This is a genomic window from Mesorhizobium sp. P2_H9, from assembly GCF_056403215.1.
Map to the genome: position 1 here is coordinate 46,400 of NZ_JBFUFX010000012.1, position 26,520 is coordinate 72,919.

At 63.3% G+C, this 26,520-nt stretch carries 24 protein-coding genes and 1 pseudogene; 14 read left to right on the top strand and 11 right to left on the bottom strand.

Going from position 1 to position 26,520, the window contains the following annotated elements; all coding sequences use genetic code 11:
* Positions 1 to 213: 213 nt before the first annotated feature.
* Positions 214 to 1,824: an ABC transporter substrate-binding protein gene (locus AC1DXN_RS22520; RefSeq protein ID WP_477271179.1), complete on the bottom strand. Its 1,611-nt coding sequence runs from the start codon at positions 1,822 to 1,824 to the stop codon at positions 214 to 216.
* 377 nt (positions 1,825 to 2,201) lie between these two features.
* Between AC1DXN_RS22520 and AC1DXN_RS22525 the strand changes: the two genes are divergently transcribed.
* A complete protein-coding gene (locus tag AC1DXN_RS22525) occupies positions 2,202 to 3,392 on the top strand; it encodes a M24 family metallopeptidase (RefSeq protein WP_477271181.1) in 1,191 nt (396 codons plus the stop codon).
* A 15-nt stretch (positions 3,393 to 3,407) separates the two neighbouring features.
* Here AC1DXN_RS22525 and AC1DXN_RS22530 read toward each other — a convergent pair whose 3' ends face one another.
* The 3 genes from AC1DXN_RS22530 to AC1DXN_RS22540 are packed head-to-tail and all read right to left on the bottom strand — an operon-like array spanning position 3,408 to position 5,902.
* On the bottom strand, positions 3,408 to 3,827 hold the full coding sequence (locus AC1DXN_RS22530) for a cupin domain-containing protein (RefSeq protein ID WP_477271183.1): 420 nt from the start codon (positions 3,825 to 3,827) through the stop codon (positions 3,408 to 3,410).
* Between the two features lie 3 nt (positions 3,828 to 3,830).
* Entirely contained in the window at positions 3,831 to 4,694 is an 864-nt protein-coding gene (locus AC1DXN_RS22535) for a phosphoenolpyruvate hydrolase family protein (protein WP_477271185.1), read from the bottom strand.
* Between the two features lie 11 nt (positions 4,695 to 4,705).
* Positions 4,706 to 5,902, bottom strand: a complete 1,197-nt coding sequence (locus AC1DXN_RS22540) for a Tm-1-like ATP-binding domain-containing protein (RefSeq protein WP_477271187.1) — start codon at positions 5,900 to 5,902, stop codon at positions 4,706 to 4,708.
* 105 nt (positions 5,903 to 6,007) lie between these two features.
* Here AC1DXN_RS22540 and AC1DXN_RS22545 point away from each other — a divergent pair, with 105 nt between their 5' ends.
* The 8 genes and pseudogenes from AC1DXN_RS22545 to AC1DXN_RS22580 all read left to right on the top strand — a co-directional run.
* Complete coding sequence (locus AC1DXN_RS22545; protein WP_477271499.1) at positions 6,008 to 6,655, top strand: TetR/AcrR family transcriptional regulator; 648 nt, start codon at positions 6,008 to 6,010, stop codon at positions 6,653 to 6,655.
* Between the two features lie 430 nt (positions 6,656 to 7,085).
* Positions 7,086 to 8,198 carry an ABC transporter ATP-binding protein gene (locus AC1DXN_RS22550; RefSeq protein WP_477271189.1) on the top strand — a complete coding sequence of 371 codons (1,113 nt, stop codon included), beginning with the start codon at positions 7,086 to 7,088 and terminating at the stop codon, positions 8,196 to 8,198.
* Positions 8,199 to 8,244: 46 nt separating this feature from the next.
* A complete protein-coding gene (locus AC1DXN_RS22555) occupies positions 8,245 to 9,678 on the top strand; it encodes an ABC transporter substrate-binding protein (RefSeq protein WP_477248650.1) in 1,434 nt (477 codons plus the stop codon).
* Positions 9,679 to 9,758: 80 nt separating this feature from the next.
* Positions 9,759 to 10,820, top strand: a complete 1,062-nt coding sequence (locus tag AC1DXN_RS22560) for a carbohydrate ABC transporter permease (RefSeq protein WP_477248651.1) — start codon at positions 9,759 to 9,761, stop codon at positions 10,818 to 10,820.
* A 3-nt stretch (positions 10,821 to 10,823) separates the two neighbouring features.
* Positions 10,824 to 11,762, top strand: a complete 939-nt coding sequence (locus AC1DXN_RS22565) for a carbohydrate ABC transporter permease (RefSeq protein WP_020629045.1) — start codon at positions 10,824 to 10,826, stop codon at positions 11,760 to 11,762.
* Position 11,763: 1 nt separating this feature from the next.
* Complete coding sequence (locus AC1DXN_RS22570) at positions 11,764 to 12,852, top strand: ABC transporter ATP-binding protein (protein ID WP_477271191.1); 1,089 nt, start codon at positions 11,764 to 11,766, stop codon at positions 12,850 to 12,852.
* Entirely contained in the window at positions 12,849 to 13,289 is a 441-nt protein-coding gene (locus AC1DXN_RS22575; protein WP_477271193.1) for a hypothetical protein, read from the top strand. The genes AC1DXN_RS22570 and AC1DXN_RS22575 overlap by 4 nt, the downstream gene beginning before the upstream one ends.
* 113 nt (positions 13,290 to 13,402) lie before the next feature.
* Positions 13,403 to 14,161, top strand: a pseudogene (locus AC1DXN_RS22580) (ABC transporter ATP-binding protein); the annotation flags it as partial.
* 12 nt (positions 14,162 to 14,173) lie between these two features.
* Here AC1DXN_RS22580 and AC1DXN_RS22585 read toward each other — a convergent pair.
* Entirely contained in the window at positions 14,174 to 15,160 is a 987-nt protein-coding gene (locus tag AC1DXN_RS22585; protein ID WP_477271195.1) for an AraC family transcriptional regulator, read from the bottom strand.
* Between the two features lie 184 nt (positions 15,161 to 15,344).
* Here AC1DXN_RS22585 and AC1DXN_RS22590 point away from each other — a divergent pair, with 184 nt between their 5' ends.
* Positions 15,345 to 16,559, top strand: coding sequence for an MFS transporter (locus tag AC1DXN_RS22590; RefSeq protein ID WP_477271197.1), 1,215 nt, complete (start codon positions 15,345 to 15,347; stop codon positions 16,557 to 16,559).
* Between the two features lie 119 nt (positions 16,560 to 16,678).
* Here the strand turns inward: AC1DXN_RS22590 and AC1DXN_RS22595 are convergent, their stop codons facing one another.
* Positions 16,679 to 17,026, bottom strand: a complete 348-nt coding sequence (locus tag AC1DXN_RS22595; RefSeq protein ID WP_477271199.1) for a GFA family protein — start codon at positions 17,024 to 17,026, stop codon at positions 16,679 to 16,681.
* Positions 17,027 to 17,144: 118 nt separating this feature from the next.
* Between AC1DXN_RS22595 and AC1DXN_RS22600 the strand changes: the two genes are divergently transcribed.
* A complete protein-coding gene (locus tag AC1DXN_RS22600; protein WP_477271201.1) occupies positions 17,145 to 18,443 on the top strand; it encodes an amidase in 1,299 nt (432 codons plus the stop codon).
* Between the two features lie 13 nt (positions 18,444 to 18,456).
* On the opposite strand, the gene AC1DXN_RS22605 is transcribed toward AC1DXN_RS22600, so the two are convergent.
* The 5 genes from AC1DXN_RS22605 to AC1DXN_RS22625 form a co-directional block, all read right to left on the bottom strand.
* On the bottom strand, positions 18,457 to 18,798 hold the full coding sequence (locus tag AC1DXN_RS22605) for a hypothetical protein (protein WP_477271203.1): 342 nt from the start codon (positions 18,796 to 18,798) through the stop codon (positions 18,457 to 18,459).
* A gap of 101 nt (positions 18,799 to 18,899) precedes the next feature.
* Positions 18,900 to 19,877, bottom strand: coding sequence for a hydroxyacid dehydrogenase (locus tag AC1DXN_RS22610; protein WP_477271205.1), 978 nt, complete (start codon positions 19,875 to 19,877; stop codon positions 18,900 to 18,902).
* A gap of 1 nt (position 19,878) precedes the next feature.
* A complete protein-coding gene (locus tag AC1DXN_RS22615; RefSeq protein ID WP_477271207.1) occupies positions 19,879 to 20,595 on the bottom strand; it encodes a FadR/GntR family transcriptional regulator in 717 nt (238 codons plus the stop codon).
* A gap of 2 nt (positions 20,596 to 20,597) precedes the next feature.
* A complete protein-coding gene (locus AC1DXN_RS22620; RefSeq protein ID WP_477271209.1) occupies positions 20,598 to 21,767 on the bottom strand; it encodes a mandelate racemase/muconate lactonizing enzyme family protein in 1,170 nt (389 codons plus the stop codon).
* Positions 21,768 to 21,776: 9 nt separating this feature from the next.
* A complete protein-coding gene (locus tag AC1DXN_RS22625; RefSeq protein WP_477271211.1) occupies positions 21,777 to 22,664 on the bottom strand; it encodes a sugar phosphate isomerase/epimerase family protein in 888 nt (295 codons plus the stop codon).
* 399 nt (positions 22,665 to 23,063) lie between these two features.
* Here AC1DXN_RS22625 and AC1DXN_RS22630 point away from each other — a divergent pair, with 399 nt between their 5' ends.
* The 3 genes from AC1DXN_RS22630 (at position 23,064) to AC1DXN_RS22640 (ending at position 26,295) form a co-directional block, all read left to right on the top strand.
* Positions 23,064 to 24,119, top strand: a complete 1,056-nt coding sequence (locus AC1DXN_RS22630; protein WP_477271213.1) for a sugar phosphate isomerase/epimerase family protein — start codon at positions 23,064 to 23,066, stop codon at positions 24,117 to 24,119.
* Positions 24,120 to 24,179: 60 nt separating this feature from the next.
* Complete coding sequence (locus tag AC1DXN_RS22635; protein WP_477271214.1) at positions 24,180 to 25,370, top strand: Gfo/Idh/MocA family protein; 1,191 nt, start codon at positions 24,180 to 24,182, stop codon at positions 25,368 to 25,370.
* 73 nt (positions 25,371 to 25,443) lie between these two features.
* A complete protein-coding gene (locus tag AC1DXN_RS22640) occupies positions 25,444 to 26,295 on the top strand; it encodes a sugar phosphate isomerase/epimerase family protein (protein WP_477271216.1) in 852 nt (283 codons plus the stop codon).
* Positions 26,296 to 26,520: the final 225 nt, after the last annotated feature.

A 26,520-nucleotide genomic window follows, 5' to 3' on the forward strand; every position in this document is an offset into this window, starting at 1 on the left:
CCCCTCTGTCCTGCCGGACATCTCCCCCACTTGGGGGGAGATTGGCAGTTTCAGCGCGGCGCTCCATCCTGCGACGTTGGCGATTTGCGAAGGCGACAATGACAGCCGATCTCCCCCCTCGTGGGGGAGATGTCCGGCAGGACAGAGGGGGGCGCGAAGGAACTCTCATTGTCGAACCTGAGCACCCGGACAGATGATCTGCAAGTCTGGAGGTTAGCCCGCCAGATACGTGTCCGCCCAGTTCGAGACCGCCCAGCGCGGATTGTTGGCGATGTTGCCCACCGTATCCTTGGCGACGCTGATGAAACTCCATTCGGCGACGTTGATCAGCGGCAGGTCGGCGGCGACCTTTTTCTGGAACTCCTTGTAAAGGTCGGTGCGGGCTGATGTGTCGAGCGTCTCCGAGGCCTTGGCTATGAGGGCGTCTAGATCGTCGTTCTTGTAGCCGCCCTGGTTGGAGAAGGGCACGCCATCCGGGATGCCGCTTTGCACCAGGATGGTGGTCGAGATCGCCGGGTCGCCGCGGAACACCGGCGGGCCGACGGCAAGGTCGAAGGCGTGGTCGGTGTAGACGGCCTTGATATGCGCAGGCGAGTCGTTGTTGACCAGCTCGGCGTCGATGCCAATGGCGGCCAGCGCCTGGCGCAGATAATCGCCGAACTGCTTGGTCTCGTTGAAATAGGGTGCCGGCAACAGCTTCAGCGAAAAACGCTTGCCGTCGGGGCCTTTTTTGTAGCCGGCCTCGTCGAGCAGCGCGTTGGCCTTGGCGACGTCGAAGGCATAGGTCGGCACGTCGGCGGTGTAGAATTGCGGGTCGTTCTTCGGCACCGGGCCGGTGGCGGTGGCGGCATAGCCGAGGAACACGGTCTTGACGACGAAGTCCTTGTCGATCGCGTGTGCAATCGCCTGGCGCACCTTGAGGTCGGCGAGCTCCTTGCGGCGATGGTTGATCTCGACGACGAGCTGGTAGGTGAGCCCCTCATAGCCCTTGGTGATCACCTTGAGGCCCGCCACCTTGGAGATGCGGTCGAGGTCGGCCAGCGGCACGGCCGAAAAGGCGGCGAGCTGGATTTCTCCGGCTTCGAGCGCGCTTGCCGCAGAGGTGCGGTCGGGCAGAACCTGGTAGATGATCTCGTCGAGCCAGGGCTCGTCCTTGCCCCAGTAGTCGGGGTTCCTGGCCAGCCGGTAATATTCGCCGGCCTTGTATTCGGCGAATTTGAACGGGCCGGTGCCGACCGGGGCATTGTTGGCCGGGTTGGTGGCGATGTCGCCGGTCTCGTAGATATGCTTCGGCACCACGCTCGACAGCGCCGGCAGGGCGTTGCGGATCAGCTGGAACGGCGTCGGTTTGGCGAATTTGAACACCGCGGTCAGCTCGTCCGGCGTGTCGACGGCGGCCAGGTCCTTGAACACGGTGCGGCCGAGATTCTGCAGCGGCTTCCAGATCTGCAGCGCCGAGAAGGCGACGTCGGCGGAGGTGAAGGGTTTGCCGTCATGCCATTTGACGCCGTCGCGCAATTTGAACGTCACCGACAGGCCGTCGGCAGCGCCTTCCCAGCTGAGCGCCAGGCGCGGGTCGAGCCCGTCCTTGCCGTCAAAGGAGGCCTCGGCCAGCGTTTCGACGATCTTGCTCGAGATGAAGAAGACGCCGTTGGAGGCGACGATCGCCGGGTTGAGGTTGCGCGGCTCGGAATCGGCGGCAAGCACCAGGCGTCCGCCCTTTTTTGGCGTCTGCGCCCAGCCTATCGTCGGCATGGCGGTGGAGGCCAGCAGCAAGGCTGATCCGGCAAGCATCGTGCGTCTGGAAATCGTGAAATCTGACATGATCGAACTCCGTCCTCTCCGCGACCTGGTCGGGGGCGCCAATATCCCTCGGACGCTCGCGAGCATCCATGCGGCGGGGATTATGGGCCTTGGCGAGGGTTTCGCCAGAGACGGAATTGGCGCATCTTCATGTGGCTTTGAAAATTCCATCCGCTGGACCAGTCATAGGGAAGTGGTTCCATGCGCCTGATCTGGTAAGACCAGATATGGCCAAAAGCGGCTGGTGGAGCTGACTGCTTGAGCGGTTGAGCCAGAACAACCTATTTCTGGCTGGACCAGACCGGGCAATCTGGTGCAGATTTGGCCGATAGCCAGACGATCAGGACCAAACAGCCGGCGATCCGACCGACCGGCTGGTAATTCAGGGAGAGAGAGAGATGAACTTCGCCCCGGGCAAGACTGCCGTCAGCAACATCCCGTTCGACCACGCCAGGGTCGACCGATTGATGGAAGAGGCCGGCATCGACGTGCTGCTCGCGACCTCCAAGCACAACACGCAGTATCTGCTCGGCGGCTACAAATTCATCTTCTTCGCCGCCATGGATGCAATCGGCCACAGCCGCTATCTGCCGGTCGTCGTCTACGAGAAGGGTGGGCTGGACCACGCCGCCTATATCGGCAACCGCATGGAAGGCGCGGAACACCAGAATAACCCGTTCTGGACGCCGACGCTGCATGCCGCCTGCTGGGGCACGCTGGACGCCGCGAATCTCGCCGTCCAGCATCTGACGAAAATCGGAAAGGCAGGAGCCCGCATCGGCATCGAGCCGAGCTTTCTGCCGTCGGATGCCTACACGCTGATCCGCAGGGCGTTGCCGGATGCCAAGCTGATCGACGCGACGGCGATGCTGGAGAGCATGCGCGCCATCAAGACCGACGCGGAGCTGGAGAAGCTGCGCACCGCTTCCGAGCTGATCACCGATTCCATGCTGGCGACCATCGGCTGGGCGCGAGAAGGCACGACCAAGAGCGAGATCATCGAGCAGCTGCGGCGCGAAGAAACCAATCGCGGCGCGCATTTCGAATATTGCCTGCTGACGCTGGGCGCCAGCCACAACCGCGCCGCTTCACCGCAAGCGTGGAAAAAGGGCGAGGTGTTGTCGATCGATTCCGGTGGCAATTATCACGGCTATATCGGCGACCTCTGCCGCATGGGGATTCTCGGCGAACCGGACGCTGAACTGGAGGATCTTCTGGCCGAGGTCGAGACGGTGCAGCAGGCGGCCTTCTCCAAGGTCAGGGCCGGCACGCTCGGCGGCGACATGATCTCCTACGCCGAGGGCGTGCTGAAGGCGTCGAAGGTGGCGCCCTATACCGATTTCTTCGCCCACGGCATGGGGCTGATCACGCATGAAGCGCCGTTCCTGATGACCAACCATCCGGTGACCTATGAAGGCACCTATGCGGCCAAGCTGCTGGAGACCAACATGGTGCTGTCGGTCGAGACGACCATGCTTCATCCGACGCGCGGCTTCATCAAGCTGGAGGACACGCTGGCGGTCACCGAGACCGGCTATGTGATGTTCGGCGACCGGGGGCGGGGGTGGAATCGCGGTGGGGTCGCTTAGCGGATAGGGAGTTGATTATTTCCCGCCCGGCGGCAGCAGCCTGAAATCCGGTAACTCGCGCAGCACCAGTTCAGGCCCGGCCGGCGAGTAGACGACGAACAGCTGCATCGGCCCGTCGCCGGTGTTCAGCGTCGAATGAAAGCGGCTTTCCGGCACATAGATGGTGCAGCCGGGGCCGACCTTGGCGACCACCGGATTGCCCTTCTCGTCCTCGACCATCTGCTCGCCATGGCCTGAGATGACGAAGATGATCTCTTCCGCGCCTGGATGATTGTGGCGCGTATGGCCTTTGCCTGAGGGCAGGTCGACGACCCCTCCGGAAAAGCGCTCCGCACCGTTCACCTCGGGAGCGACGGTCAGCGCCAGCCGGCCCCAGTCGAAGCCGAAGGCGCTAACATCCTTGGGGTAGACAAATACCTTGCTCTTGTCGGTCATCTCTCATCCCTTCTTTTTCTTTGCAGTCGTTTTGCCGCCAAGCGTGACCGCTTTGAAATCCGCGGTCTGTCTGGCGATTGCCGCTTCGGCCGGCAGGCGCTCCATCGAGCTGGCGCCATAAAAACCGTGCAGGCCCTTGCAGCGGTCGAGAATGTAGCGGGCGTCGTCCGGCATCGAGATCGGCCCGCCATGGCAAAGCAGGATGACATCCTTGCGCACCGAGCGCGCGGCAGCCGCGATGGCGTCGATTTCCTGCACGCAATCGTCGAGCGACTTGGCCGACGTGGCGCCGATCGAGCCGCCGGTGGTTACCCCCATATGGGCGACGACAATGTCGGCGCCGGCCCTGGTCATGGCGCGCGCCTCGTCGGGGTTGAAGACATAGGGCGTGGTCAACAGGTCGAGCTTGTGCGCCTCGGCGATCATGTCGACCTCGAGCCCGAAACCCATGCCGGTTTCCTCAAAACTTTGCCGCATCTGGCCGTCGAACAGGCCGATGGTCGGAAAATTCTGCACGCCGGAAAAGCCCATCGTCTTCAGCTCGGCCAGAAGCAGCGGCATGATGACGAAGGGATCGGTGCCGTTGACGCCGGCCAGCACCGGCGTCCTCTTGACCACCGGCAGCACCTCATAGGCCATCTCCTTGACGATCTCGTTGGCGTTGCCATAGGCGAGCAGGCCGGCGGCCGAGCCGCGGCCGGCCATGCGGTAGCGGCCGGAATTGTAGATGATGATCAGGTCGATGCCGCCGGCTTCCTCGGCCTTGGCCGACAGGCCGGTGCCGGCGCCACCACCGACGATCGGCACACCGTCGGCGATCATCTTGCGAAACTTTTCCAGGATTTTCTTGCGCGGTATCGCGGCCATGTCTTCGTATCTCACTGTCTGGCGATGTCGAGAAAGGCAGCGACCGCAGCCTTGGCGAATTCGGGGTCGTTGATGTGCAACGGCAAGCGCGTCACGCGACGGGCGTCGCTTGGGTTGATCGTGCGCTCGATGGCGTCGAACAGAGCGGCATCGGCTTCCGGGTCGAAGAAGGCGCCGCCCTCGATGTCGAGCGCCGAGACACCTTTTTCGGGAATGAGAAAGCGGACTGGACCCTCGCAAAGGCTCAGCTTCGTGCCGATCCATTGGCCGATGGCTCGGCTCTCCTCGGCGTTTGTGCGCATCAGCGTCACGTTCGGATTGTGCTCGTAGAACAGGCGTCCGCGATATTTTTCCGGAATGGTCGGCGGCGCCCAGAAATTGACCATGTCGAGCGCGCCGACAGAGCCGACATAGGGCAGTCCGGTGCGGGCGATGGCGCCAAAACGGTCGTCGGTCGCCGGCAGCACGCCGCCGAACAGGAGGTCGCAGACTTCCGTGGTGGTGATGTCGATGACGCCGGAGAGCAGGCCGCTGTCGGCGAGCTTTTCCATCGAACGGCCGCCGGTGCCGGTGGCGTGGAAGACCATGCAGTCATAGGTCGAGCGCAGCTGGTCGGCGATGGCGGTCACGCAAGGCGTGGTGACGCCAAACATGGTGAGGCCGATCGATGGCTTGCCGTCGGGCGGCGGCGCTGGTTTCGCCGCCATGCCCGATATCGCCTGGGCGGCGTTATGCAGCACGACACGCGACAGCCGGTTCAGGCCGGCCATGTCGGTCACAGCCGGCATCATGACGATGTCGGAGACATCGACATAGGGTGCGGTGTCGCCCGAGGCCAGCGTCGAGATCATGATCTTGGGCAGGCCGAGCGGCAATGCGCGCATGCCTGCCGTGATGATCGAGGTGCCGCCGCCACCGCCAAGGCCGATCATGGCCGCGATGTCGGTGCGCGACTGCGCGAAGCGGGCGAAGGCGATGCCCATTGCCGCGACGGCGATACCGCGGTCATCGATATCAAGCACGGCGCTGCGGCCAGAGGGATGATGGTCGGCGACTTCGCGTGCCGCAATGTCGACCAGCACGGTCGCGCCCCGCGTGCCGACATCGACGCGGACAACAGCCGCACCGGCCGCGGTGATTGCGTCGGCCAGGAAGGCGAGTTCCTCGCCCTTGGTGTCGGCGGTGCCCACCACATAGATGCGCTTCATGGCGTTTCCCCGGTCGTCATGCGGCCGACGTTTGTCATCGGCTTCTGCCAGCCGTCGGCAAGCGAAGGCCATTGCAAATTTTTGAGACGCGCGTATCGTATTGACATGGATGTCTCACGTCAACAAGCCGCAGCGAACGACGAAGCTGACCATGCCGCCGAGCGTGGGCCCCGTGCGCGCACAAAGCGGCTGATGCTGGAGACGGCAACGCGGTTGATGCAGGCTGGCGTCACGCCTTCGGTCAGCGAGGTTGCCGAAGCGGCCGAAGTGTCGCGCGCCACCGCCTACCGCTATTTCCCCAGCCAGACAGCCCTGGTGCAGGCGGTCGTCGACGAGGGGCTAGGCCCGATACTGGAGTGGCGATCCGATTCGTCCGATGCCGAACGCCGCCTGGCGGAGTTGATAGACAGCGCGATGCCGCGCATCGAGGCCTTCGAGGCGACGTTCAAGGCGGCGCTGAAATTGTCGCTCGACCAGTGGGCCCGCCAGCAGGCAGGCGCGCTGGGCGGCGAGCCGGCCTTTACCCGCGGCCATCGCATGGACCTGCTGGAGGATGCGCTTGCGCCACTGAGGGGCGAGCTGCCGCCGCGCGAATTCGAGCGCCTGGCGCAGGCGCTGTCGCTGATTTTCGGCGTCGAACTGCTGATTGTGCTGAAGGACATCTGGGGCCTGGACAGCGGCAAGACCCTGGCCGTCGCCCAGTGGGCGGCCTCAGCGCTGGTGCGGCAGGCGCGACTCCGGACGCCACCCTGACCAGGGCGTGAATTGGGCACATGGAGGAGGGCTGGACGAAGGCGGATGCAGGATATGAGACTTCTCCCGATGCGGACCGATTGGGGGGTCGTCGAGGGCAATCCGGGGCGGTCGCCGCGGTAGCTCGGAGCGAATCTGGTTCGACCAGATTTGAAGGTCGGCGATTTCAGTAATTTTGGGGATTGGCGTTTTGCGAACGGGATGAAGGTGGAGAACTGCCAAAAATGAAGGAAATACGAACATATAGCGGACGTTTCCAGCTTATTTTGGTGACGGCGAATTTCAAGAAAGCGCTTGACGGGCATCTTAAATTGGTAATACCAGATTAGGAAAGAAAAGGCGGATCGGGAATGACAGCCGCAGTCCATTTCGACAGGGCGAGGAGGATCGTACGGATGGCGCGTGTTCCGTCCGCACGAGGTGGCGCATCGTGACGCAGACGTCGCCTCGCGCAAGTGCCGGCAAGGGGATTGCGCTGCGCCTCGATGGGCTCAGCAAGGCCTATGGATCCGTGCGCGCCATCAACGACCTGAGCTTCGCCGTCGACGAAGGCCGCTTCTTCGTACTCTTCGGGCCGAGCTCGGTTGGCAAGACAACGACGCTGCGCACTATCGCCGGCCTCGTCCAGGCCGACTCCGGCACGCTTGAGATCGGCGGCCGCGACATGACCCATGCGCCGATCGCCGGCCGCGGCATCTCGATGGTCTTCCAGTCTTTCGCGCTTTACCCCCACCTCACGGTCTATGACAATCTCGCCTATCCGCTGCGCGAGGAGAAAGCCGCGCCCGCCGAGATCGACAAGCGGGTGAAAGAGACCGCCGAGATCCTGAAGCTGACACACCGCCTGAAGGCCAAGCCGGCAACCCTGTCCGGCGGGGAGCAGCAGCGCGTCGCGCTCGGCCGCTCCCTGATCCGCCGGCCAAAGATTCTTCTCCTCGATGAGCCGCTCACCAATCTCGACGCCAAGCTTCGGCACGAGACGCGCGCCGAGCTGAAGCGGCTGCACCGCCAGTTCGGCATGACCGTGATCTATGCCACGCCCGACGAGCTCGAGGCTCTCTCGATGGGCGAGACGATCGCCGTCATGCGCGATGGCGGCATCGTCCAGATCGGCACGCCGGACGAGCTTTACGAGCAGCCGATCCATACCTATGTCGCCAGCAAGATCGGCTCGCCGCACATGAATCTGTTCACGGCCTCGGTGCGCGCCGACACCAGGTCTTTCGACACGCCGCTCGGGACTCTGGTTCCGGCGACGGCGCCAGAGACTGCCGATGCCGGCGAGGCCGCGCTGATCGGCATTCGCCCGAGCGACATTCGGCTCGCCGCCAAGGGCGAAGCCGGGGTTGCCTCGAATGTGCGTCTGGTCGAACCGCTCGGCGACATCACGATCGTCTCGGTCGAGGCCGGTGGCCAGATGTTGCGCATGGTGCTGCCGGAAGCGATCGCCGCCAGCATCAGGACCGGCGATTCGGCATCGATCGCCATCGATAACAGGAAAATCCACGTCTTCCGCGCCGCGAGCGGCCAGGCAATGACCTGACGCGAACGGCGAGAAGCAATACGGTTAACCAAGGGAGGAAACGCGAATGACGGCGATGACCAAAGTGAAAGGCCTAGCGACAGCCGCAAGCTTCGCTGCCACGCTACTGGTGGGAGGCGTGACCTATGCCTCTGCCGAAGAAGTGACGTTGACGATGGCGGTGCCGGATTGGCCCCCGACCCGCATTATGAAGAAGTTCTTCGACGAGCAGTACAAGCCCAAGTCTGGCAATACCGTGAAGCTCGATGTCGACTTCATTCCGTGGCCGGATTTCTACACCCGCGTCAACGCCTCGTTGACCTCGGGCGAAAAGAAGTACAACTTCATCGTGTCGGACTCGCAGTGGCTGGGCGCCTTCGTCGAAGGCGGCTACTTCCGCAAGATCAACGATCTCATCGATGCCGACCCGGAACTCAAGGCGACGATGGAGTCGATGCATCCCGCCGTGCTCAACGCCTACTCGACCTATCCCAACAGCACGCCGAACTACTACGGCTTCCCGCAGTTCCCGGACGTGCTGGTCACCTACGGCCGCAAGGACGTGCTTTGCAACGCCGACGAGCAGGCCGCTTACAAGGCGAAGTACAATGAGAAGCTGCCCTGCACCGGCGAAGAAATCGACGCCATGGACTGGAACACCTTCGAGCATGTTGGCGAATTCTTCCAGCGCAAGAAGGGCGACAAGCTCGCCGGCCAGGTGCTGGATGACGATTTCTACGGCATCGCCTATCAGGCAGGCAAAGGCTACGACTTCTCGACGAGCTCGGTCCACACGTTCGTCTGGGAGCATGGCGGCGGCATCTGGGATGAAACCAAGGCCCCGACCGGACATGCCGAAGGCGTCGTAAACTCCCCGAAGTCCATCGAGGGCATGGAGCATTTCCTCAAATTGCTGAAGTACATGCCGCCGGTGGTCAAGACCGGCACCATGGACATCTTCGTCTCGGACCAGTTGTTCCGTGAAGGCAAGGTGGCCATGAACATCGACTGGATCGGTCTCGCCGAAGCCTCGCTCGATCCCAAGACGTCGAAGGTTTCCGACAAGCTGGTGTTCGGATTGGCGCCAGGCCTGCGCGGCGCCGACGGCAAGGTGAATCGTACGTCACAGATCGGCGGACAGCCTTTCGTTCTCACCACCTGGACGACGCCTGAGCAAATCAAGGAAGCGGTGGGCTTCGTGAAGTGGTGGCTCTCGCCTGATATCCAGCACCAGTTCGCCGCCGCCGGCGGCCAGTCCGCGATCAAGTCTGTCTACAGCGATCCGAAGTATGCGACCTATCGCCCGTGGGACCGCGCCTGGGCGAATTCGCTCGACTGGCAGAAGGACATGTGGCACGTGCCGCAGTTCTTCGAACTGCTCACCCAGCAGCAGGACCAGTACGACCTAGCCATCACTGGCAAGCAGGACGCCAAGACCACTCTGGATAACATCGCCAAGTTCCAGGAGGACCTCCTGAAGAACGATGGTCTTATCCAGTAACCTTCCGACATAGCTGCGGGGAGCGGGCAAAAGCCGCTCCCCGTCATTGCCACGTCAGGCGCTCCATATTTCGGACTCCCATGACCGCTGTTTCAAGCACGCTGCAGACACCACGCCTTACCGCGGTTGTTGCCCACAACTGGAAACTCGCCATCGCTGTCGCTGTCGTCGTGTCGGCCATATCAATGGCGGGCTTGCCGGCGGCTGTCTCCTTCTGGGTGGTGGGCGCCATGGCGGCGTTGGTCGCGGCCGCATTTACCGTCAACGCGTATCGCCGCCACTACTTCGGCGCCTTGCTGGTCGCTCCGGCAATCGCCGTTCTGTTTGTGATGAATATCTTCCCCCTGCTGTGGTCGCTGGGCCTTTCGTTCTTCGCCTACCAGGCAAACCAGCAGACGATCCGCTTCGTCGGACTCGGGAACTACGTCCGGATCCTTACCAACGATCTCGCTGCTCACGCGACTTGGGGCGCGCTGATCAATACCGCCATGTTCGTCGTGTTCACCGTCTCCGCGCAGATGATCGTCGGCTTTCTGCTGGCCATCCTGTTCGCCAAGCAATTTCCGCTGCGCAAGTATTTGTTGATCCTGGTGCTGACACCGATGATGCTTTCGGTTGTCGCCTCTGGCGTGTTCTTCACCTACTACTATGACCCGACATTCGGGATTCTCAGCTACGTCATCAATTCCATCTCCGGCAACCAGTTCATCCTGATGAGCAACAAAGTCGGTGCCGTGGCGGGAATCGTTTTCGCCGACGCATGGATGTGGTCGCCCTTCGTCATGCTCCTTGTGCTGGCGGGCCTCGTCTCGGTGCCGAAATACCTTTACGAGGCCGCTGCCATCGACCGTATTTCCGGCTGGCGGCAATTCTGGATGATCACCTTCCCCTACATCCGCGGCCTTCTGATGTTGGCCCTTCTCTTCCGCACCATCGAGGCATTCAAGCTGGCGGATCTCGTCATCCTCCTCACCAAGGGCGGCAACGACACACTGACGATCTCCTATCACTTGATCCGCATCGCCAACGAGCAGAACAAGACGAGTGAGGGCGCGGCGATCTCCTATCTGATGCTGTTCATGGTGATCGTTCTCACCAACCTCTACCTGTACCTCGCAAACCGCCGTACGAAGGGAGCCTAACCCGTGGCCGAATCGATATTGGGAAAGCTCGGCTTCCGCAGGGCCAGCGGAGTAGACGAGGCCGGCTGGGGGCGGACGCTCGCCGTGGCCGTGGTCGCCTTTATCTATTTTCTGCCGGTGCTGTTCATCATATTCACCGCCTTCAAACCGCAGGGCGACGCGCTCCTGGTGCCTCCGACGCTGTCGCCCACGTCGCTGTTCGGCTTGATTCCGGACCATTTTGTGTTCAAGCCCACGCTCGAAAATTTTGGGTCCGTCTTTTCCCGCTCGATGACGCCGGACGGTGCCCCGGAAGCGACAGGATTCGACCGTTATTTCTTCAACTCGATCTTCATCGCCTCGGCGTCGGTGCTGCTGGCGCTGGTCATCGGCACCCTGGCGGCCTTCGGCTTCTCGCGCTATCCGCTGAAAGGCAATGACACCTACCTGTTCATCATCCTCACCACGCGTATGCTGCCGGCGATCGTGGTGATCATTCCGGTGATCCTGATGTTCCGCGTAGTGGGCCTGTCGGGTTCGTATCTCGGCATCATCATGCTCTACACTGCCTTCAACCTGGCCTTCACCATCTGGATGATGAAGAGCTTCTTCGATGAATTGTCGCCAGACGTCGAGGATGCCGCCCGCATCGACGGATCGTCCGGAATGCGGGTGTTCTTCAAGATTTGCCTGCCCCAGGTCATTGCCGGGCTCGCCGCCACGTTCGTGTTCGGCCTGATCCTCACCTGGAACGAGTTCCTCTTCGCCCTGTTGCTCTCGGGGCCCGACACGAGGACGGTCCCGGTCGCCATGAACCAGGCCGTGTCGTCGGGTGGACGCGGCACCGACTGGACTTTGCTTGCCGCCATCGAAACCCTGTTCCTCGTCCCAGTCTTCCTGGTCACCTTCTTCTTGCAAAACCATCTATTGCGCGGCGTTACCTTCGGCACAGTGAAGCGCTGAGATGTCAACCATCGAACTCCGCAAAGTCACCAAGCGCTTCGGCTCCTTCACCGCGGTCAAGGACGTTGACCTGTCGGTGGCCGCCGGTGAGGTCGTCTGCCTTCTCGGCCCGTCCGGCTGTGGCAAGACGACGACCTTGCGCGTCATCGCCGGGCTGGAAAGCGTCACTGACGGCGAGGTCGTCATCGCCGGCAAGGTGATGAACAACCTGCCGCCCGAAAAGCGCGACATCGCCATGGTGTTCCAGTTCTACGCGCTCTACCCGTCGGCATCGGTCGGCGAGAACATCGCCTTCCCGCTCTATCATGACGGCATTTCCGGGGCTGAGCGGACTGCCCGCGTCAACCGCGTCGCTGCGATCCTCCACTTGGAGCACGTTCTCGACCGGCTGCCGAACCAGATATCCGAGGGCGAAAAGCAGCGCGCCGCCATGGCCCGCGCCATCGTCCGCGACCCCAATTGCTTCCTCTTCGACGAGCCCTTGTCGCGTCTCGATGTCGAACTGCGCCAGACCATGCGTGGCCAGATCAAGGAAGTGCTGCAGGGCCTCTCCAAAGCGACCGTGATCGTGACCCATGACCAGCTCGAAGCGCTCACCATGGCCAACCGCATCGCCATCATGAAGGACGGCCTGATCGAGCAAGTCGGCTCACCGCACGAGGTATTTGCCAAGCCCGCCAATGCTTTCGTGGCGAGCTTCATCGGCACGCCGCAGATGAATCTTCTCGAGGCCGACCTCAAGACCTTCGCCGATGGCACGGCGGACATGACCGTGGCCGGCACTAGTCTGGCGATCCGCACGGACGCGGCGGTCGCGCGCCTGCAGCCCGGCAAGGTGACGATCGGTGTCCGCCCCCGCGCCTTCACCGCGACCGATACGGGGGACCGTGGCACCATCTCCGCCCGGGCCGAGCTCATCGAGCCCATGGGCGCCGAAACCCTTATTCATGCCCGCACGGCGGCAGGCGCCGACATCCGCGTCGTGGTGACGAGAAGCCAGCGAGTCAAGGTCGGCGAGGCGCTGAATCTACGCCCCGATCCCAGGCAAACCCATGTCTTCGATGGCGCCGGAAAGGCGGTGCGGTCATGAGCGACAGTTCTTCCGGCATGAGCCGCGCCGGCGCGTTCTGCCTCGAGGTCTTCATCATTGGCCTCGGCGTCATGGCGCTGGTGCTGATCTTCCAACCCTTTTCCATCGGCCTGTACGCGGTCGGCAGCGGTCTCGTGGTGCTTGCCGGACTCATCAACAACCTGCTGCCGTTGGCCCAGCCGGGCGTCAAGGTGCGCAGTGTGGTGACCGTAGCGCTGGTCGTGGCGCTGGTCTTCTGCATTGTGCTGCTGGTTTCGATCACGGCGGCGCATCTCTACGGCGTCTTCTTCCTCAATCCACCGGACCCCAACACTCTCGCCGGCAAGGCGCAGCTCGCCACGCCGCCTTTCTACAAGCAGGCTTTCGTGTGGGAAATCGCCGCCGCGGCGGTGGTTCTCGCGCTGGTCGTCACCGCTCTCAACAAGACAGCGCGATGATCAGCAGCTGACGCTATCCGGCAGGTCGCGCTCGCGCCGGTCCGCGCCGGTCGGTGTGCGTCGCCCTCTCAACGCTCACGCCGTCATCCTCCGGCTTGACCGGAGGACCCGACGCCGAGATCAAGGACCGCGTCGACCGCGCCGCCAGAACGCTGCGCATCGAGCATCTGCTCGACCGCAAGACCGACCGTCTCTCAGGCGGCGAGATGCAGCGCGTCTCCATCGGCCGCGCCATCGTGCGCAAGCCGCGCGTGTTCCTGATGGACGAACCGCTGTCGGCGCTCGATGCCAAATTGCGCGAGGCGCTGCGCACCGAGCTGAAGAACCTGCAGATGCAGCTTGGCGCCACCTTCCTGTTCGTCACCCACGACCAGATCGAGGCGATGTCGATGGGCGACAAGGTCGGCGTGCTCAACCATGGCCGCATCATCCAGACCGGCACGCCGTACGAGATCTACAACAATCCGCGCGACACCTATGTGGCGAGCTTCGTCGGCTCGCCGCCGATGAACCTGATCGACGGCAGGCTGGTCAACGGCCGTGCGGTGATGGCGCCGCTGAACTTCGAACTGCCTTTCTCTGGGGGTGCCAAGGCGGGCGTGGCGACCGACGGTCGCCCGCTCGTCTTCGGTATTCGCCCGGAAGATGTCTATCTCGAGAGCGGTGCACCGGTGGAGGCGCGGGTCCACGATGTCGAGAACCATGGCGTCGAGAAGATCCTGACGCTCAGGGTCGGCGACACCACGCTGCGCGCCACAGTGCCGGCCAGGACCGATGTCGCGATCGAGCAGCCGGTGCGCTTTGCCTGGAATCAGGACAAGGTGGTGCTGTTCGACAAGGGCAGCGGCGTCAGCTTGCGGCACGCGAGCTAAGCCGCGCGGGCTCTAACTAGCCTGGCGGAGTTCTGCCTGTTCCTCGGCCCGGAAATGGCTGGGCGCCGTGCCAATTACGCGTTTGAAAGCGCGGCTGAAGGATGCGTCGGATTCGTAACCCAGCCGTGCGGCAACAACGGAAATCTTGAGCCGGTCGCGGACCAGCCATTGTCGCGCCTGATGCATTCTGACCTGGGTGACATATTTCGCCGGCGTTTCGCCGACGATTGTCGCAAAGCGCTCTGCGAAACCCGATCGCGAGGCGCCCATCATCCTGGCCAGCGTCTCCACCGTCCAGTCGCGGTCCGGTTCGAGATGAATGGCGGCCAGCACGCGGCCGATCTCGCGATCCCGTACCGCCGCGATCCACCCCGAGGAGTCGCCACAGCCGCGCTCGACCCATGAGCGGATGACGGTGGCGGCAAGCACGTCAGCCAGCCGCGCCAGAATGCCGCCGGAGCCAACGCGCTCCATAGTCACTTCGCGCGCCATCGCCTCCAGCAGATGCGGAATGCCCGGCTCGTAGGCTTCCAGTTCATGGGAGCGCATCACATCCGGCATCATGCCGAGCAAAGGGTGCAGGCCGTCGAGATTGAAATACATGCTAGCACAAAACAGCAGCGTTCCCGGCCGGCAATCCTTGCCGCACATCTCCTCATTCGACATGCAGTAGACGTCCTTGCAGACCTCCTCGACTTCGTAGCTGTGGATCGGCCAGGTTCTTGCACCGGGTTCGCTCGCCAGAACATGTGCTGCACCGCGCGGCAGTAGCACCGCGTCGCCGGCCTTGAGCTCCACCCATTCGCCCGACGGCTGCTTGAGCCAGCAGCCTTTGCGGCCGATGAAATGAAACCGCGCCGCCGGTTGGGCCGGAAACTGGATGCCCCAGGGCTCCTTCATTTCGCAGCGGCCATACTCGGCGCCGTCGAGGCGAAGCCCGCGCAAAATGTCCGTCAGCGGATCGCCAGTGATCGGAATTTTGGACGAATGGTCAAACATAATGGTGTTTCTAGCATGGAAACTCCAGGTGGTCACTCCCTATGTTGCAGTGCAGCCAGATGTTACGCCGCAACGAAAAATCGAAGACTGAACGTGTTCAAACCGGCAACGGTCGAGCATGAAACGGGTGGAGCCCTCAGTCGGCCATTTCCTATGTGGCGTTGCAAACAACCGGAGACTGACCATGGCCGAACCCGCGACAGGCGTCGTCGACGCCACACTTTTGAACCCGTCAGATCAGGACGAGCGAACCGAGCCGGCATGGGGTGCCGTGGTCTCGCTGGCGCTTTGTGTTTTCGGCCTCGTCACAGCGGAATTCCTGCCCGCCAGCCTGCTGACGCCGATGGCGCGTGATCTCGGCGTCACCGAGGGCGTCGCAGGACAAGCGGTGACGGCGACCGCCGTCGTCGGCGCCATTGCGGCACCGACCATGGCCATCATTACAAGGCGCCTGGACCGCAGGCTGGTGATGTGGGGCCTGACGGTGCTTTTGATCGTCTCGAACCTTCTGGCCTCGTTTGCCTCGTCGCTTCCTGTGCTCCTGCTTGCCCGCGTCGTGCTCGGCGTCGCCTTGGGCGGCTTCTGGGCGATGTCGGCGGCCATGGCGCTGCGGCTGGTGCCGATGCGATTGATGCCGCGTGCCATGTCGATCATCCTGACCGGTGTTTCGCTGGCCACGGTCACCGCCGCCCCTGTTGGCGCCTATGTCGGTGAAATCTGGGGATGGCGCACGGCGTTCATGATTGCGACCATCGTCGGCGCGCTGGCGTTGTTGGTGCAAGTGGCCACCATCCCGAAGCTGCCACCGATGGGCGTGGCAAGCTTCCGCACCTTGCTTGCTGTGCTGGAACGTCCGACGATCAGGGTGGCGCTGCTCGTCGTGCTGCTGGTGGCTTCGGGGCACTTTGCCGGCTTCACCTACGTTCGCCCCTTCCTCGAGAAGGTTCCCGTGCTCGACATCGAGACGATCTCGCTGGTGCTGCTGGCCTACGGCATTGGCGGCTTCTTCGGCAATGTCGCCGGCGGCATCGTGGCCGAACGCAACCTCAAGGCAGCCGTTGCGCTGGCGCCCCTGCTGATTGCACTGGCCGCCGCCTCGATGCTGGTGTTCGGCGCCTCGCCGACGATCGCCGCCGCTGCTGTTGCGGTCTGGGGCTTTGCCTTCGGCGCGGTGCCAGTCGGGCTGCAGACCTGGCTGGTGCGCGCCGCGCCCGACCAGGCCGAGAGCGCCGGTGGGCTGATGGTCTCGACCTTCCAGGTGGCCATCGCCCTGGGTGCTGTGTTCGGGGGCCTGCTGGTCGACCATGCAGGCGTGGCCAGCGCCTTCGCCTATTGCGGCGCGGCCACATTGCTAGCGGCGATCCTTGTGTTCCTGCGCGGCCCGAAGCAGGCGGAGTAGTCACTCCCAACAACCATCCCTGACGTAAGCAGCGGCCCGAGAACCATCATGGTTTTCGGGTCGCCGCGGCTGTGATGGCAGCGGCTGAGGCTTGTCTCGACATAGGCAGCGACCTCGGCTCAGACGGCACGCCCGTCGAAGTCGAAAATCGACAATTTGGAAGGGTCGAGATCGGCGACGCAGTTGATGTTGATATAGGCACTGCGTTCACCGCCCTCGCCGACATCCTCGGCAAAGGGATGGATGCCGCAGTTGCGGCAGAAGCGGTGCGCGATGGCATGATTGCCGAATGTGTAGATGCCTAGGTCGTCACCCCAGGCCAGGAGCGTCAGGCTCTCATGCGGGATGGCGCACAGCAGGGCGCCCTTGCGTGAGCAGATCGAGCAATTGCGCCGCACGGCCCCACGCAGTTCGGCTTTGAACTCGAAGCCGACCTTGCCGCAATGACAGCTGCCTTTGTAGTGCATCGGATTCTTCCTCGTATTCGACAGGGTGCAAAACCGCCTGCACCGGGTTAAGTCTCGGCAAGCCATGAACTGCCGCACCCCGTTATGACGTTCAGGGCGTCAGGAGTCCGACACCGAAATGCAATCTGTCCGTGATCACCTCGAAATCATCCTCGCCCGCCTCGCTGCCCGCGCCGGTGACGAACGCGTGTTCACCAAGCTCTATACCGAAGCTGCACGGGCCGCCGCTGATGCCGCTGATACTCGGCGCAAGGTTGGTGTGACGCTCGGACCGCTCGACGGCACCATCGTCTCGATCAAGGATCTGTTCGATGTCGCCGGCGAGGCGACCACCGCGGGTTCGCTGATGCTGAGGAATGCCACGCCTGCTTTGCGCGACGCCGCCATCGTCAGTCGGCTACGGCAGGCGGGGGCGGTGATCCTCGGCAAGACCAACATGACCGAATTCGCCTTCACCGCCATCGGTGACAACCAGCACTACGGCACGCCCGGCAATGCGACGGATGCTAGCCGCATTCCGGGTGGCTCGTCCTCGGGCGCCGGTGTCTCGGTCGGCGAGGGCACTTGCGACATCGCCATCGGCTCCGACACCGGCGGCTCGGTGCGCATACCAGCATCGCTGAACGGCGTCGTCGGCTTCAAGCCGACGGCGCGGCGGGTGCCGCTGACCGGCGCCTATCCCCTGTCGGCGACACTGGATTCGATAGGGCCGCTGGCGCTGAGTGTCGCTGCCTGCGCGGTCGCCGACGCAGCGATGTCAGGCGAGGGCCTGCCGCCACTGCACCTGCCGCTGCCGCTCGCCGGGCTTCGCGTCGGCATCCCGCGTGGCCTGCTTTTCGTAGACACCGAAAGCGAGGTCACCGCCGCGTTCGATCGCAGCTTGGCCAGCATCGAGCAGGCGGGCGCGCGGCTAACGGATTTTTCGATCGACGACCTTCTCACCGATCTGCGCGCGGCCACCAAGCGGGGTTCGATCGCGGCGATGGAGGGGGCCGAAATCCATGCCGATTGGCTGGCGACATGGGCATCGGTGCCGGTCGACCCGCACGTCAGCGGGCCTTTGTCGCGGGCAGCAATGCTGCCGACCCCGGTCTACATCAGGGCAATGCGGCGCCGCACCGCGTTGGCTGCCGCCATGGATGAGCGGATGTCGTCGGTCGACGTGCTGGTGCTGCCAACCACGCCGGTGACGGCGCCGACCATCGTTTCGATGACTAGGGATGCCGAACTGCGCGACCGCACCGAAGGCTTGCTGTTGCGCAACACACAGGTCGCCAACCAGTTCGACCTCTGCGCGATCTCGCTGCCGATGCCTGATATGAAGTTGCCTGCGGGGCTGATGCTGGTGGCGCGCAACGGCCATGACCATCACCTGCTGCGCATTGCGGCCGAGGTCGAGCGGCTGCTTGGCCGCTGACCGGCGTCAAATATCAGTGTGACGAGCAATGCTTGCGTTCGCTGTCCTTGGCGGTGCGTTTGATGCCGGTGGCGACCAATGTCGGCAGGCTGTACTGCTTGCCGTTGAAGCTCCACGGCCGCTTCTCGATCGCACCTGTGACAACGAGTTTGCCGGGATAGAGCTCGTCGGACAGGTCAGGCGCCCTGTCCTGCTGCGGCAGGCCGTCGATATCGATCCAAACGCCCATGACGACCTTGCCGGTGGCGAGGTTGAGCGCGCTGGAGGAAGGGCAAGGCGCCACCACGCAAAGCAGGCCGTTGTCGCAGGGCACGTAGCTGCCTTGCCCATCGGCCTGAGCCTCGGCTACTGCCACGCAGGCGCCGCCAATCAGAACAATAATTCTTGCGACGCTCTTGACCATGGCGGCGAAGGTCGTCGCCAAATCCGGGAAAATTGAGGCGACCTGCAGAAACTTCAGTTAGCCGGAAACCGTTTGCGGTAGTGCTCGACCACTTCGGGATTGCGCAGATTGACCGGCAGCCGGTTGGCCAGCACCAGCAAGGTCTCGCCGGCAGCACCAATCCCCATGCGCATCATCGATTCCTCGGTAATTCCAGCCATGTGCGGAGTGATGATGACATTGTCGAAGCCGAAATAGGGATGCCCTGGAGGCAGCGGTTGCGTCGCAAAGACATCGAGCGCCGCGCCGCCGATGCGACCCTGTTGCAAGGCCTCGATCAGCGCGTCGTCGTCGATTACCGGCCCGCGCGAGACGTTGATCAGCAGCGCATGTGGTTTCATGCGGGCGATGCGCTCGCGGCTGATCAGGCCACGTGTCTCGGGCGTCAACGGGCAGCACAAAACGATGATGTCGCTCTGCTCGACCAGCGCGTCGATCGACAGGAAGCCGACCCTTTCGGGCGCCGGCTGCAGGCTGCGCGTCGTCGCCACCACATTGAGGTCGAAGCCGTGCGCGGCGATATGGCCGACTGCGTGGCCGACCGCGCCAAGGCCGACAATGCCGATGGTCTTGCCGGCGAGTTCGCTGTTGGAATTGGCGTGCTCGCGGCCGGCGAGCCAGCCTTTTGCGCGCAGGTCGCGGTCGACCATGCGGAAGCGGCGGCAAAGCGCCAGCGCCGCGAACATCACGTGCTCGGCAACCGAGCGCGCATTGACCGCCGGCACGTTGGCCACCAGGACGCCGGCGGCAGCGGCTGCCTCCATCGGGATCATGTCGAGCCCGGCGCCGTGGCGGATGGCCGCCCTCAGCTTCGTTGCAGTTTCGAAAAGGGCCGGCGGCAGGTGCGCGCGGACGATGACGATGTCGGCGTCCCTCGCCTCGGCGGCCAGCATGGCCGCATCGACATTGGAGGCGATGACGAGTTCGCCGGCGCCGGTCAGCATGGCAGCGGCGCGCGGATGCAGCGTGTGAGTCGACAGGATTTTGGGCATGTCAGGCCTTCTCGAGCGCCGGGCTTTGCGGCACGGCCTCGCGGCCTTCGATCAGGCCCTTCCAGTAGCTCTCCGCGCCTTGCAGATGGGCGCTCATCAGCGCCTGGGCGAGGTTGCCGTCGCGGCGCAGCAGCGCCTCGAAAATCTGGATGTGCTCGGCATGCGAGCGCACTGAGCGCTCGGGGTCGTTGAAATAGATCGGCAGGCGCTGTTCGCCCATCATGTAGTAGACGCTGCAGACATTGTGGAAAACGCTGTTCTTGGTCGCCCGCACGATCTCGAGATGAAACTCGCGGTCTTCCTTGGCAAGGCCTTCGCCGGCGGCGATGCGATCTTCCGAGGCCTTCAGGATTTCGCGCAGCCGCTCGAAATTCTCCTCGGTGGCGCGCGAACAGGCCAGTTCGGCGGCCTTGATCTCGTGGATCTTGCGCAGCTCAACGGTCTCGTAGATCTGGATCGGGTCAAGCGGCAGGCCCGCGCGGGCGAAAAGCGCCATGGCTTCCACGCTGGCCTGCTTGGTGTCGATGTAGATGCCGGATTTGGCACGGCGCTCGACGATGCGCATGGCTTCGAGAATGGCCAGCGCCTCGCGGATCTGGCCGCGGCTGACGCCAAAGTGCTCCGCCAGTTCGCGTTCCGACGGCGTGCGGCCCGTCTCCTTGTCCGAGTGGGAGAAGAGATAGGCGGCGAGTTCGGCGAGAAGGTTCTTTTCTTTCATCGTCAACTGCGTTGCGCGTGCGCCTCCAGAAACCGCTCCGAAATGGTGAACCCCAGTCCGGGCTTCTCGGGGATCGCTATCATACCGTCCTTTGCTTCGACAGTCTCTTCGATAAGATCATGGATCATCGGGTTGGCGCCGAGCGAATATTCGACGGTGAAGCTGGCCGGCGAAGCCGCGCAGACATGCAGTCCGGCAAAGAAGCAAGGCGCGCCGGCCCATAGATGCGGCGCAAAACGCAGATTGAAGGCACTGGCAATGGTGCCGATCTTCATGGCTTCGCTGATGCCGCCGCAAAAGGCCGGATCCGGCTGGAAGATGTCGGCGGCCTTGAGCACGGCGAGATCGCGGAAGGCATAGCGCGTCGCCTCGCTCTCGCCGGTGGCGATGGGAACAGAGCCGCAGGAGCGCACTTCGGCCATGCCCGATTTGTCGTCGGCAATGACCGGCTCCTCGAACCAGGCGAGATCGAGGTCGCCGGCGAGATGAATGAAGCGCTTGGCTTCGGCCACCGTGTACGTACCATGCGCATCGACCATCAGGTCGACATCGGGACCGAGCGCCTGTCTCGCCGCACGCACACGGGCGGCGGAAACATGCGGGGCGCCGTCCATGGCGCCGATCCGCATCTTCAGCGCCTTGAAGCCGCCCCTGGCGATATAGGATTTCAATTGCTCGCCGATGGCGTCGGCGGCGGCCCAGCCGCCGGAGGCGTAGGCCTGCATGCGATCAAGCTTGCGGCCGCCGAGCAGCCGCCACACCGGAACCCCGAGCGATTTGCCCAGGATGTCCCAGAGCGCGATGTCGACGGCGCTGATGGCGGCAACGCTCATGCCGCGGCGTGCCAGTTGCGGCATAGCGTGGCCGGCACGCGCCGCACTGTCGTGGCGCACGCCGTTGTAGAGCATCTCCCAGATCACGCCGATGTCGGCCGGGTCGCGGCCGATCAATTGCGGGCCGACCTCATGGTTCAGCATATGGACCAGGGCGCCATAGCTGCCTGCGCTGCCGGCGGCATTCTTGCCTTCGCCCCAGCCGACCAGCCCGTCATCGGTCTCGATGCGCAGGATGGCGGCGTCGAACGTCGCCACCTGGCCGAAGTCGCTGCGATGCTGCTTCGCGGCTTCGATCGGTATGCGGACCCACCAGGCCTGGACGTTTCTGATGCGCATCCGGATTGGCTACTTGATCAGCGGCAGCAGCGTTTCGGCGGTGATGCGCATCTGGTCGGTGTAGAATTTCTCCGTCAGCACGCTGGAGCCGTGATCCTGGATGAACTTCAGCTGTTCGGGCGAGATGTCGACCGGATGGCGCTCGACCATATCGGGATAGGGGGCGGCCGGCGTGCGGTCGACGGGCGCGACGAACTCGTTGGTCAGCGCGCCGTCATAGCCGACTTCTTTCAGCGTCGCGACGATCTTCGGCCAGTCGATTTGACCAAGGCCGGCAGCAAAGCGGTTGTTGTCGGCGACATGGAAGTCGAACAGGCGTTTGCCGACCTGGCGGATGGCGTCATGGACGTTAAATTCTTCCATGTGGATATGATAGGCGTCAAGGCAGACACCGCATTCCGGGCTGACCGCATCGGCCAGCGCCAGCGCCTGGGCGCCGCGGTTGAACAGATAGGTTTCGAAGCGGTTGAGCGGCTCGACTGCGATCTTGACCCCGACCTTCTTGGCGTGGGTGAAGCATTCCCGGGTGGCGTCGACCACCCATTTCCATTCCTCTTCCTCGGTACCGTCCGGCACCACCTTGCCGACGGTCGCGGGAACCAGGGTGATGATCTCGCCGTCGAGCTCGCTGATCATGGTCAGCACGTCCTTGACGTATTGCACCGAGCGCTCGCGCTGGCCCTGGTTCTTGGCGGCAAGATTGCGCTCGCCCAGCATCAGCGTCACCGCGCCCCAGCAGCGGATGCCGTGCTCTTTCAGCAGCGCGCGCGTCTCCTTGGTCTTGTACTGTTCGGGTTCGCCGGAAATCTCGATCGACTCGTAGCCGAATTTCTTGATGCGCTTCAGCGTTGTTTCCAACGGTTCCGCCCGCATCCAGTTGTGCGTCGAAAGATGCATGGTCTGTCCTTCCCAGATTCGCCTGTACCAGTTCGCCTGCGACGCATTCCATCGGAGCGTGCCGCATGATTCCTCCCCAAGGCGCTCCAGCATTTTTCGCAAACTGGTTCGACCAATTGGGCCTGAGTGGAGGTCTACAGCAATTTCCTGCAGACGGCAAGGAGCGCCATCGCACCCGCCGTCTTCCGATCTACTGTATTGATTATATTGAAGTATGTGCGTCGGTGCGGCCTATGTAAATGGTCGCAATCGTGCATCAAACAGCTTGACCAGAATTTGGCATTTGGTAATACCAGAATGGCAATGCACAAGCGCATGGTGCGAAAAGACCAAAGAGGCTGGCCCTGCTTTCGTCAGGCGCTATGCTTGGTCCCTGGAAAATGATTTGGGAGGATGCCGATGCCGACGACAATGAAGGGCCCTGGGCTGTTTCTGGCGCAGTTCGCGGGCGACGCCGCGCCGTTCAATTCGCTGGCCTCGATCACCAAATGGGCAGCCGGGCTCGGCTACAAGGGTGTGCAGATCCCGACCTGGGACGCGCGGCTGTTCGACCTCAAAAAGGCAGCCTCTTCCAAGGCCTATTGCGACGAGGTGAAGGGCATCTGCGCTGACGCCGGCGTCGAGATCACCGAACTGTCGACGCATCTGCAGGGACAGCTGGTGGCGGTGCACCCTGCTTATGACGCGCAGATGGATGGCTTCGCGCCGGCCTCGGTGCACAACAATCCGAAGGCACGGCAGAAATGGGCGGTCGAGCAGATGAAGTTCGGTGCCAAGGCATCGCGCAACCTCGGACTGAATGCTTCGGTGTCGTTCACCGGCTCGCTGGCTTTCCCTTACCTCTATCCCTTCCCGCAGCGGCCCGCCGGACTGATCGAGGAGGCCTTTGGCGAGCTCGGCAAACGCTGGAAGCCGATCCTCGATGTCTATGAGGACAATGGCGTCGATGTCGGCTACGAAATTCACCCCTCTGAGGACGTGTTCGACGGCGCCACCTTCGAGATGTTCCTCGACGCGGTCGGCGGCCACAAGCGCTGCAACATCAACTACGACCCGTCGCACTTCCTGCTGCAGCAGCTCGACTATCTCGAATTCATCGACATCTATCACGAGCGCATCAAGGCGTTTCACGTCAAGGACGCCGAGTTCAATCCGACGGGACGGCAAGGCGTCTATTCCGGCTATCAGAGCTGGACCAACCGGGCCGGGCGGTTCCGCTCGCTCGGCGACGGGCAGGTGGATTTCGGCGGCATCTTCTCCAAGCTGACGCAGTACGATTATGATTCCTGGGCAGTGCTGGAATGGGAGTGCTGCCTGAAGCATCCTGAAGACGGTGCGGCCGAAGGGGCGCCTTTCATCCAGCATCACATCATCCGCGTGACGGAAAGGGCATTCGATGATTTTGCCAGCGGCACCACGGACAAGAAGCTGCTGCGCGCGATGATGGGGATCTGACCGGCTTCGCCGGCAGCAGCAAACGCCAAAAGCAGAACGCACGAGACGAGGGAGACAAACATGGTCGGCGCATCGAAATCGGAAACGGGAGGCGGCGGCCCGATCCGCTACGGCATGGTCGGAGGCGGGCAAGGCGCTTTCATCGGCGCTGTGCACCGGATCGCGGCGCGCATGGACAATGACTTCGTGCTGGTCGCCGGCGCGCTGTCGGCGAACCCGGAGCGTGCCAAGGCCTCGGCCGCCGAACTCGGGCTCGATCCCGCTCGCAGCTACGGCTCTTATGCCGAGATGGCCAAGGCCGAAGCCAAGCGTCCCGACGGCATCGAAGCGGTGGCCATCGTCACGCCAAACAATGTGCATGTGCCGGCGGCCAAGGCGTTTCTCGAAGCCGGCATTCACGTCATCTGCGACAAGCCGTTGGCAACCACCCTTGCCGAAGCGAAGAGACTGGCGGCAGTGGTCGAAAAGACCGGCAAGGTGTTCGTGCTGACGCACAACTACACCGCCTATCCGATGATCCGCCAGGCGCGCGAGATGGTGGCCAAGGGTGTGCTCGGCGACATCCGCATCGTGCAGTCGGAATATCCGCAGGACTGGCTGACCGAGGACCTTGCCGCCACCGGCCAGAAGCAGGCGGCCTGGCGCTCCGATCCCAAGCAGGCCGGCGCCGGCGGTGCGCTGGGCGACATCGGCACGCATGCCTACAATCTGGCGCGCTTCGTCTCCGGGCTGGAGCTCGATTCGCTGTCGGCCGATCTCGACGCCTTCGTGCCGGGGCGGCAGCTCGACGACAACGTCAACGCGCTGCTGCGCTTCAAGCCGGTCGGCAAGGCGCACGCCGCCAAGGGCATGATCTGGGCCAGCCAGGTGGCGCCCGGCCATGAGAACGGGCTGAAGCTGCGCATCTATGGTTCCAAGGGCGGGCTGGAGTGGGTGCAGGCCGACCCGAACTATCTCTGGTACACGCCGTTCGGCCAGCCGAAGCAGCTGCTCACCCGCAACGGCGCCGGTGCGCTGCCGGTGGCAGGCCGCGTCAGCCGCGTGCCGTCAGGCCACCCCGAGGGCTATCTCGAAGGCTTCGCCAACATCTACCAGGAGGCCGCGCGGGCGATTCGGGCAGCACGCAAGAAGGGCGGCAAACCGGGCAAGGATGTCGTCTTCCCGACCATCCAGGACGGCGTCGAAGGCATGGCCTTCATCGAAGCCTGCGTGAAGTCGTCGAAGAAGAATGGGGCGTGGACCAAACTCTAAACACGCGGCCGGAAGGGGACATCGCGCAGCCGGCGGGACAGCCGGCGCGCCGTCACATGGGGAGGGGGCGTCGATGAAAATCGGCATGTGCATGTTCTTGTGGACGACGGCGGTGTCGAAGAAACACGAGCCGTTGCTGCGCGACATCAAGGCGACCGGCTTTGACGGCGTCGAGATACCGATCTTCTCAGGTACGCCGGACGACTACAGAAGGCTCGGCGAGCTGCTCGACCGTATCGGGCTGCAACGCACCGCCGTGTCAGCCATGGGCGATCCGGCGATGAACCTGATCTCGACGGATGGGGCGACCCGTAAGGCCGGCATCACGTACATGAAATGGGCGATCGACTGCGCCCAGGCGCTCGGCGCTAACAAACTGAGCGGCCCGCTGCATTCGACGCTCGGCGCCTTCTCCGGGTCGGGGCCGACGGCGGCCGAGAAGAAGCGCTCGGTCGCCTCGCAGCGCGCCATCGGCGACCATGCCGGCAAGAAGAACGTCATCATCGGGCTGGAGGCGCTCAACCGTTTCGAATGCTATCTCCTCAACACGATGGCCGACCTGTCGGAGCATATCGATGCGATCGACCGGCCGCACATCAAGGCGATGTACGACACGTTCCACGCCAATATCGAGGAGGCCGACCCGATCGGCGCCTATACGAAGCATCGCCGGAATGTCGTGCATATCCATATTTCGGAGAATGACCGCGGCGCGCCGGGGCGCGGCAATATTCCTTGGAAGGATACTTTCGCGGCGATCCGCAAGAGCGGCTATGACGACTGGCTGACGATCGAGGCGTTTGGGCGATCACTCAAGGATTTGGCCGCGGCAACCAAGGTGTGGCGCGATTTTGCTGAGACGCCGGAGGCGGTTTATCGGGAGGGGTACAAGCATATCAGGGATGGGTGGAAGAGGGCGGCTTAGGCCCTCCCTTCGTCATCCACGGGCGGAGCGGAAGCGAAGCGGACGCGGAGACCCGAGGATCCATGCCGTAACATTCGAGCGCCGCCGCGGTGCCGACAGGGGATGCGAATGGACGTCTCTTTTTGCATCGCTGCATTCTAGCGCAGAAGCCACGGCATGGATCCTCGGGTCTGCGCCGCGTCGCTTCGCTCCTTGCTTCGCCCGTGGATGACGAAGGCGCGGGGA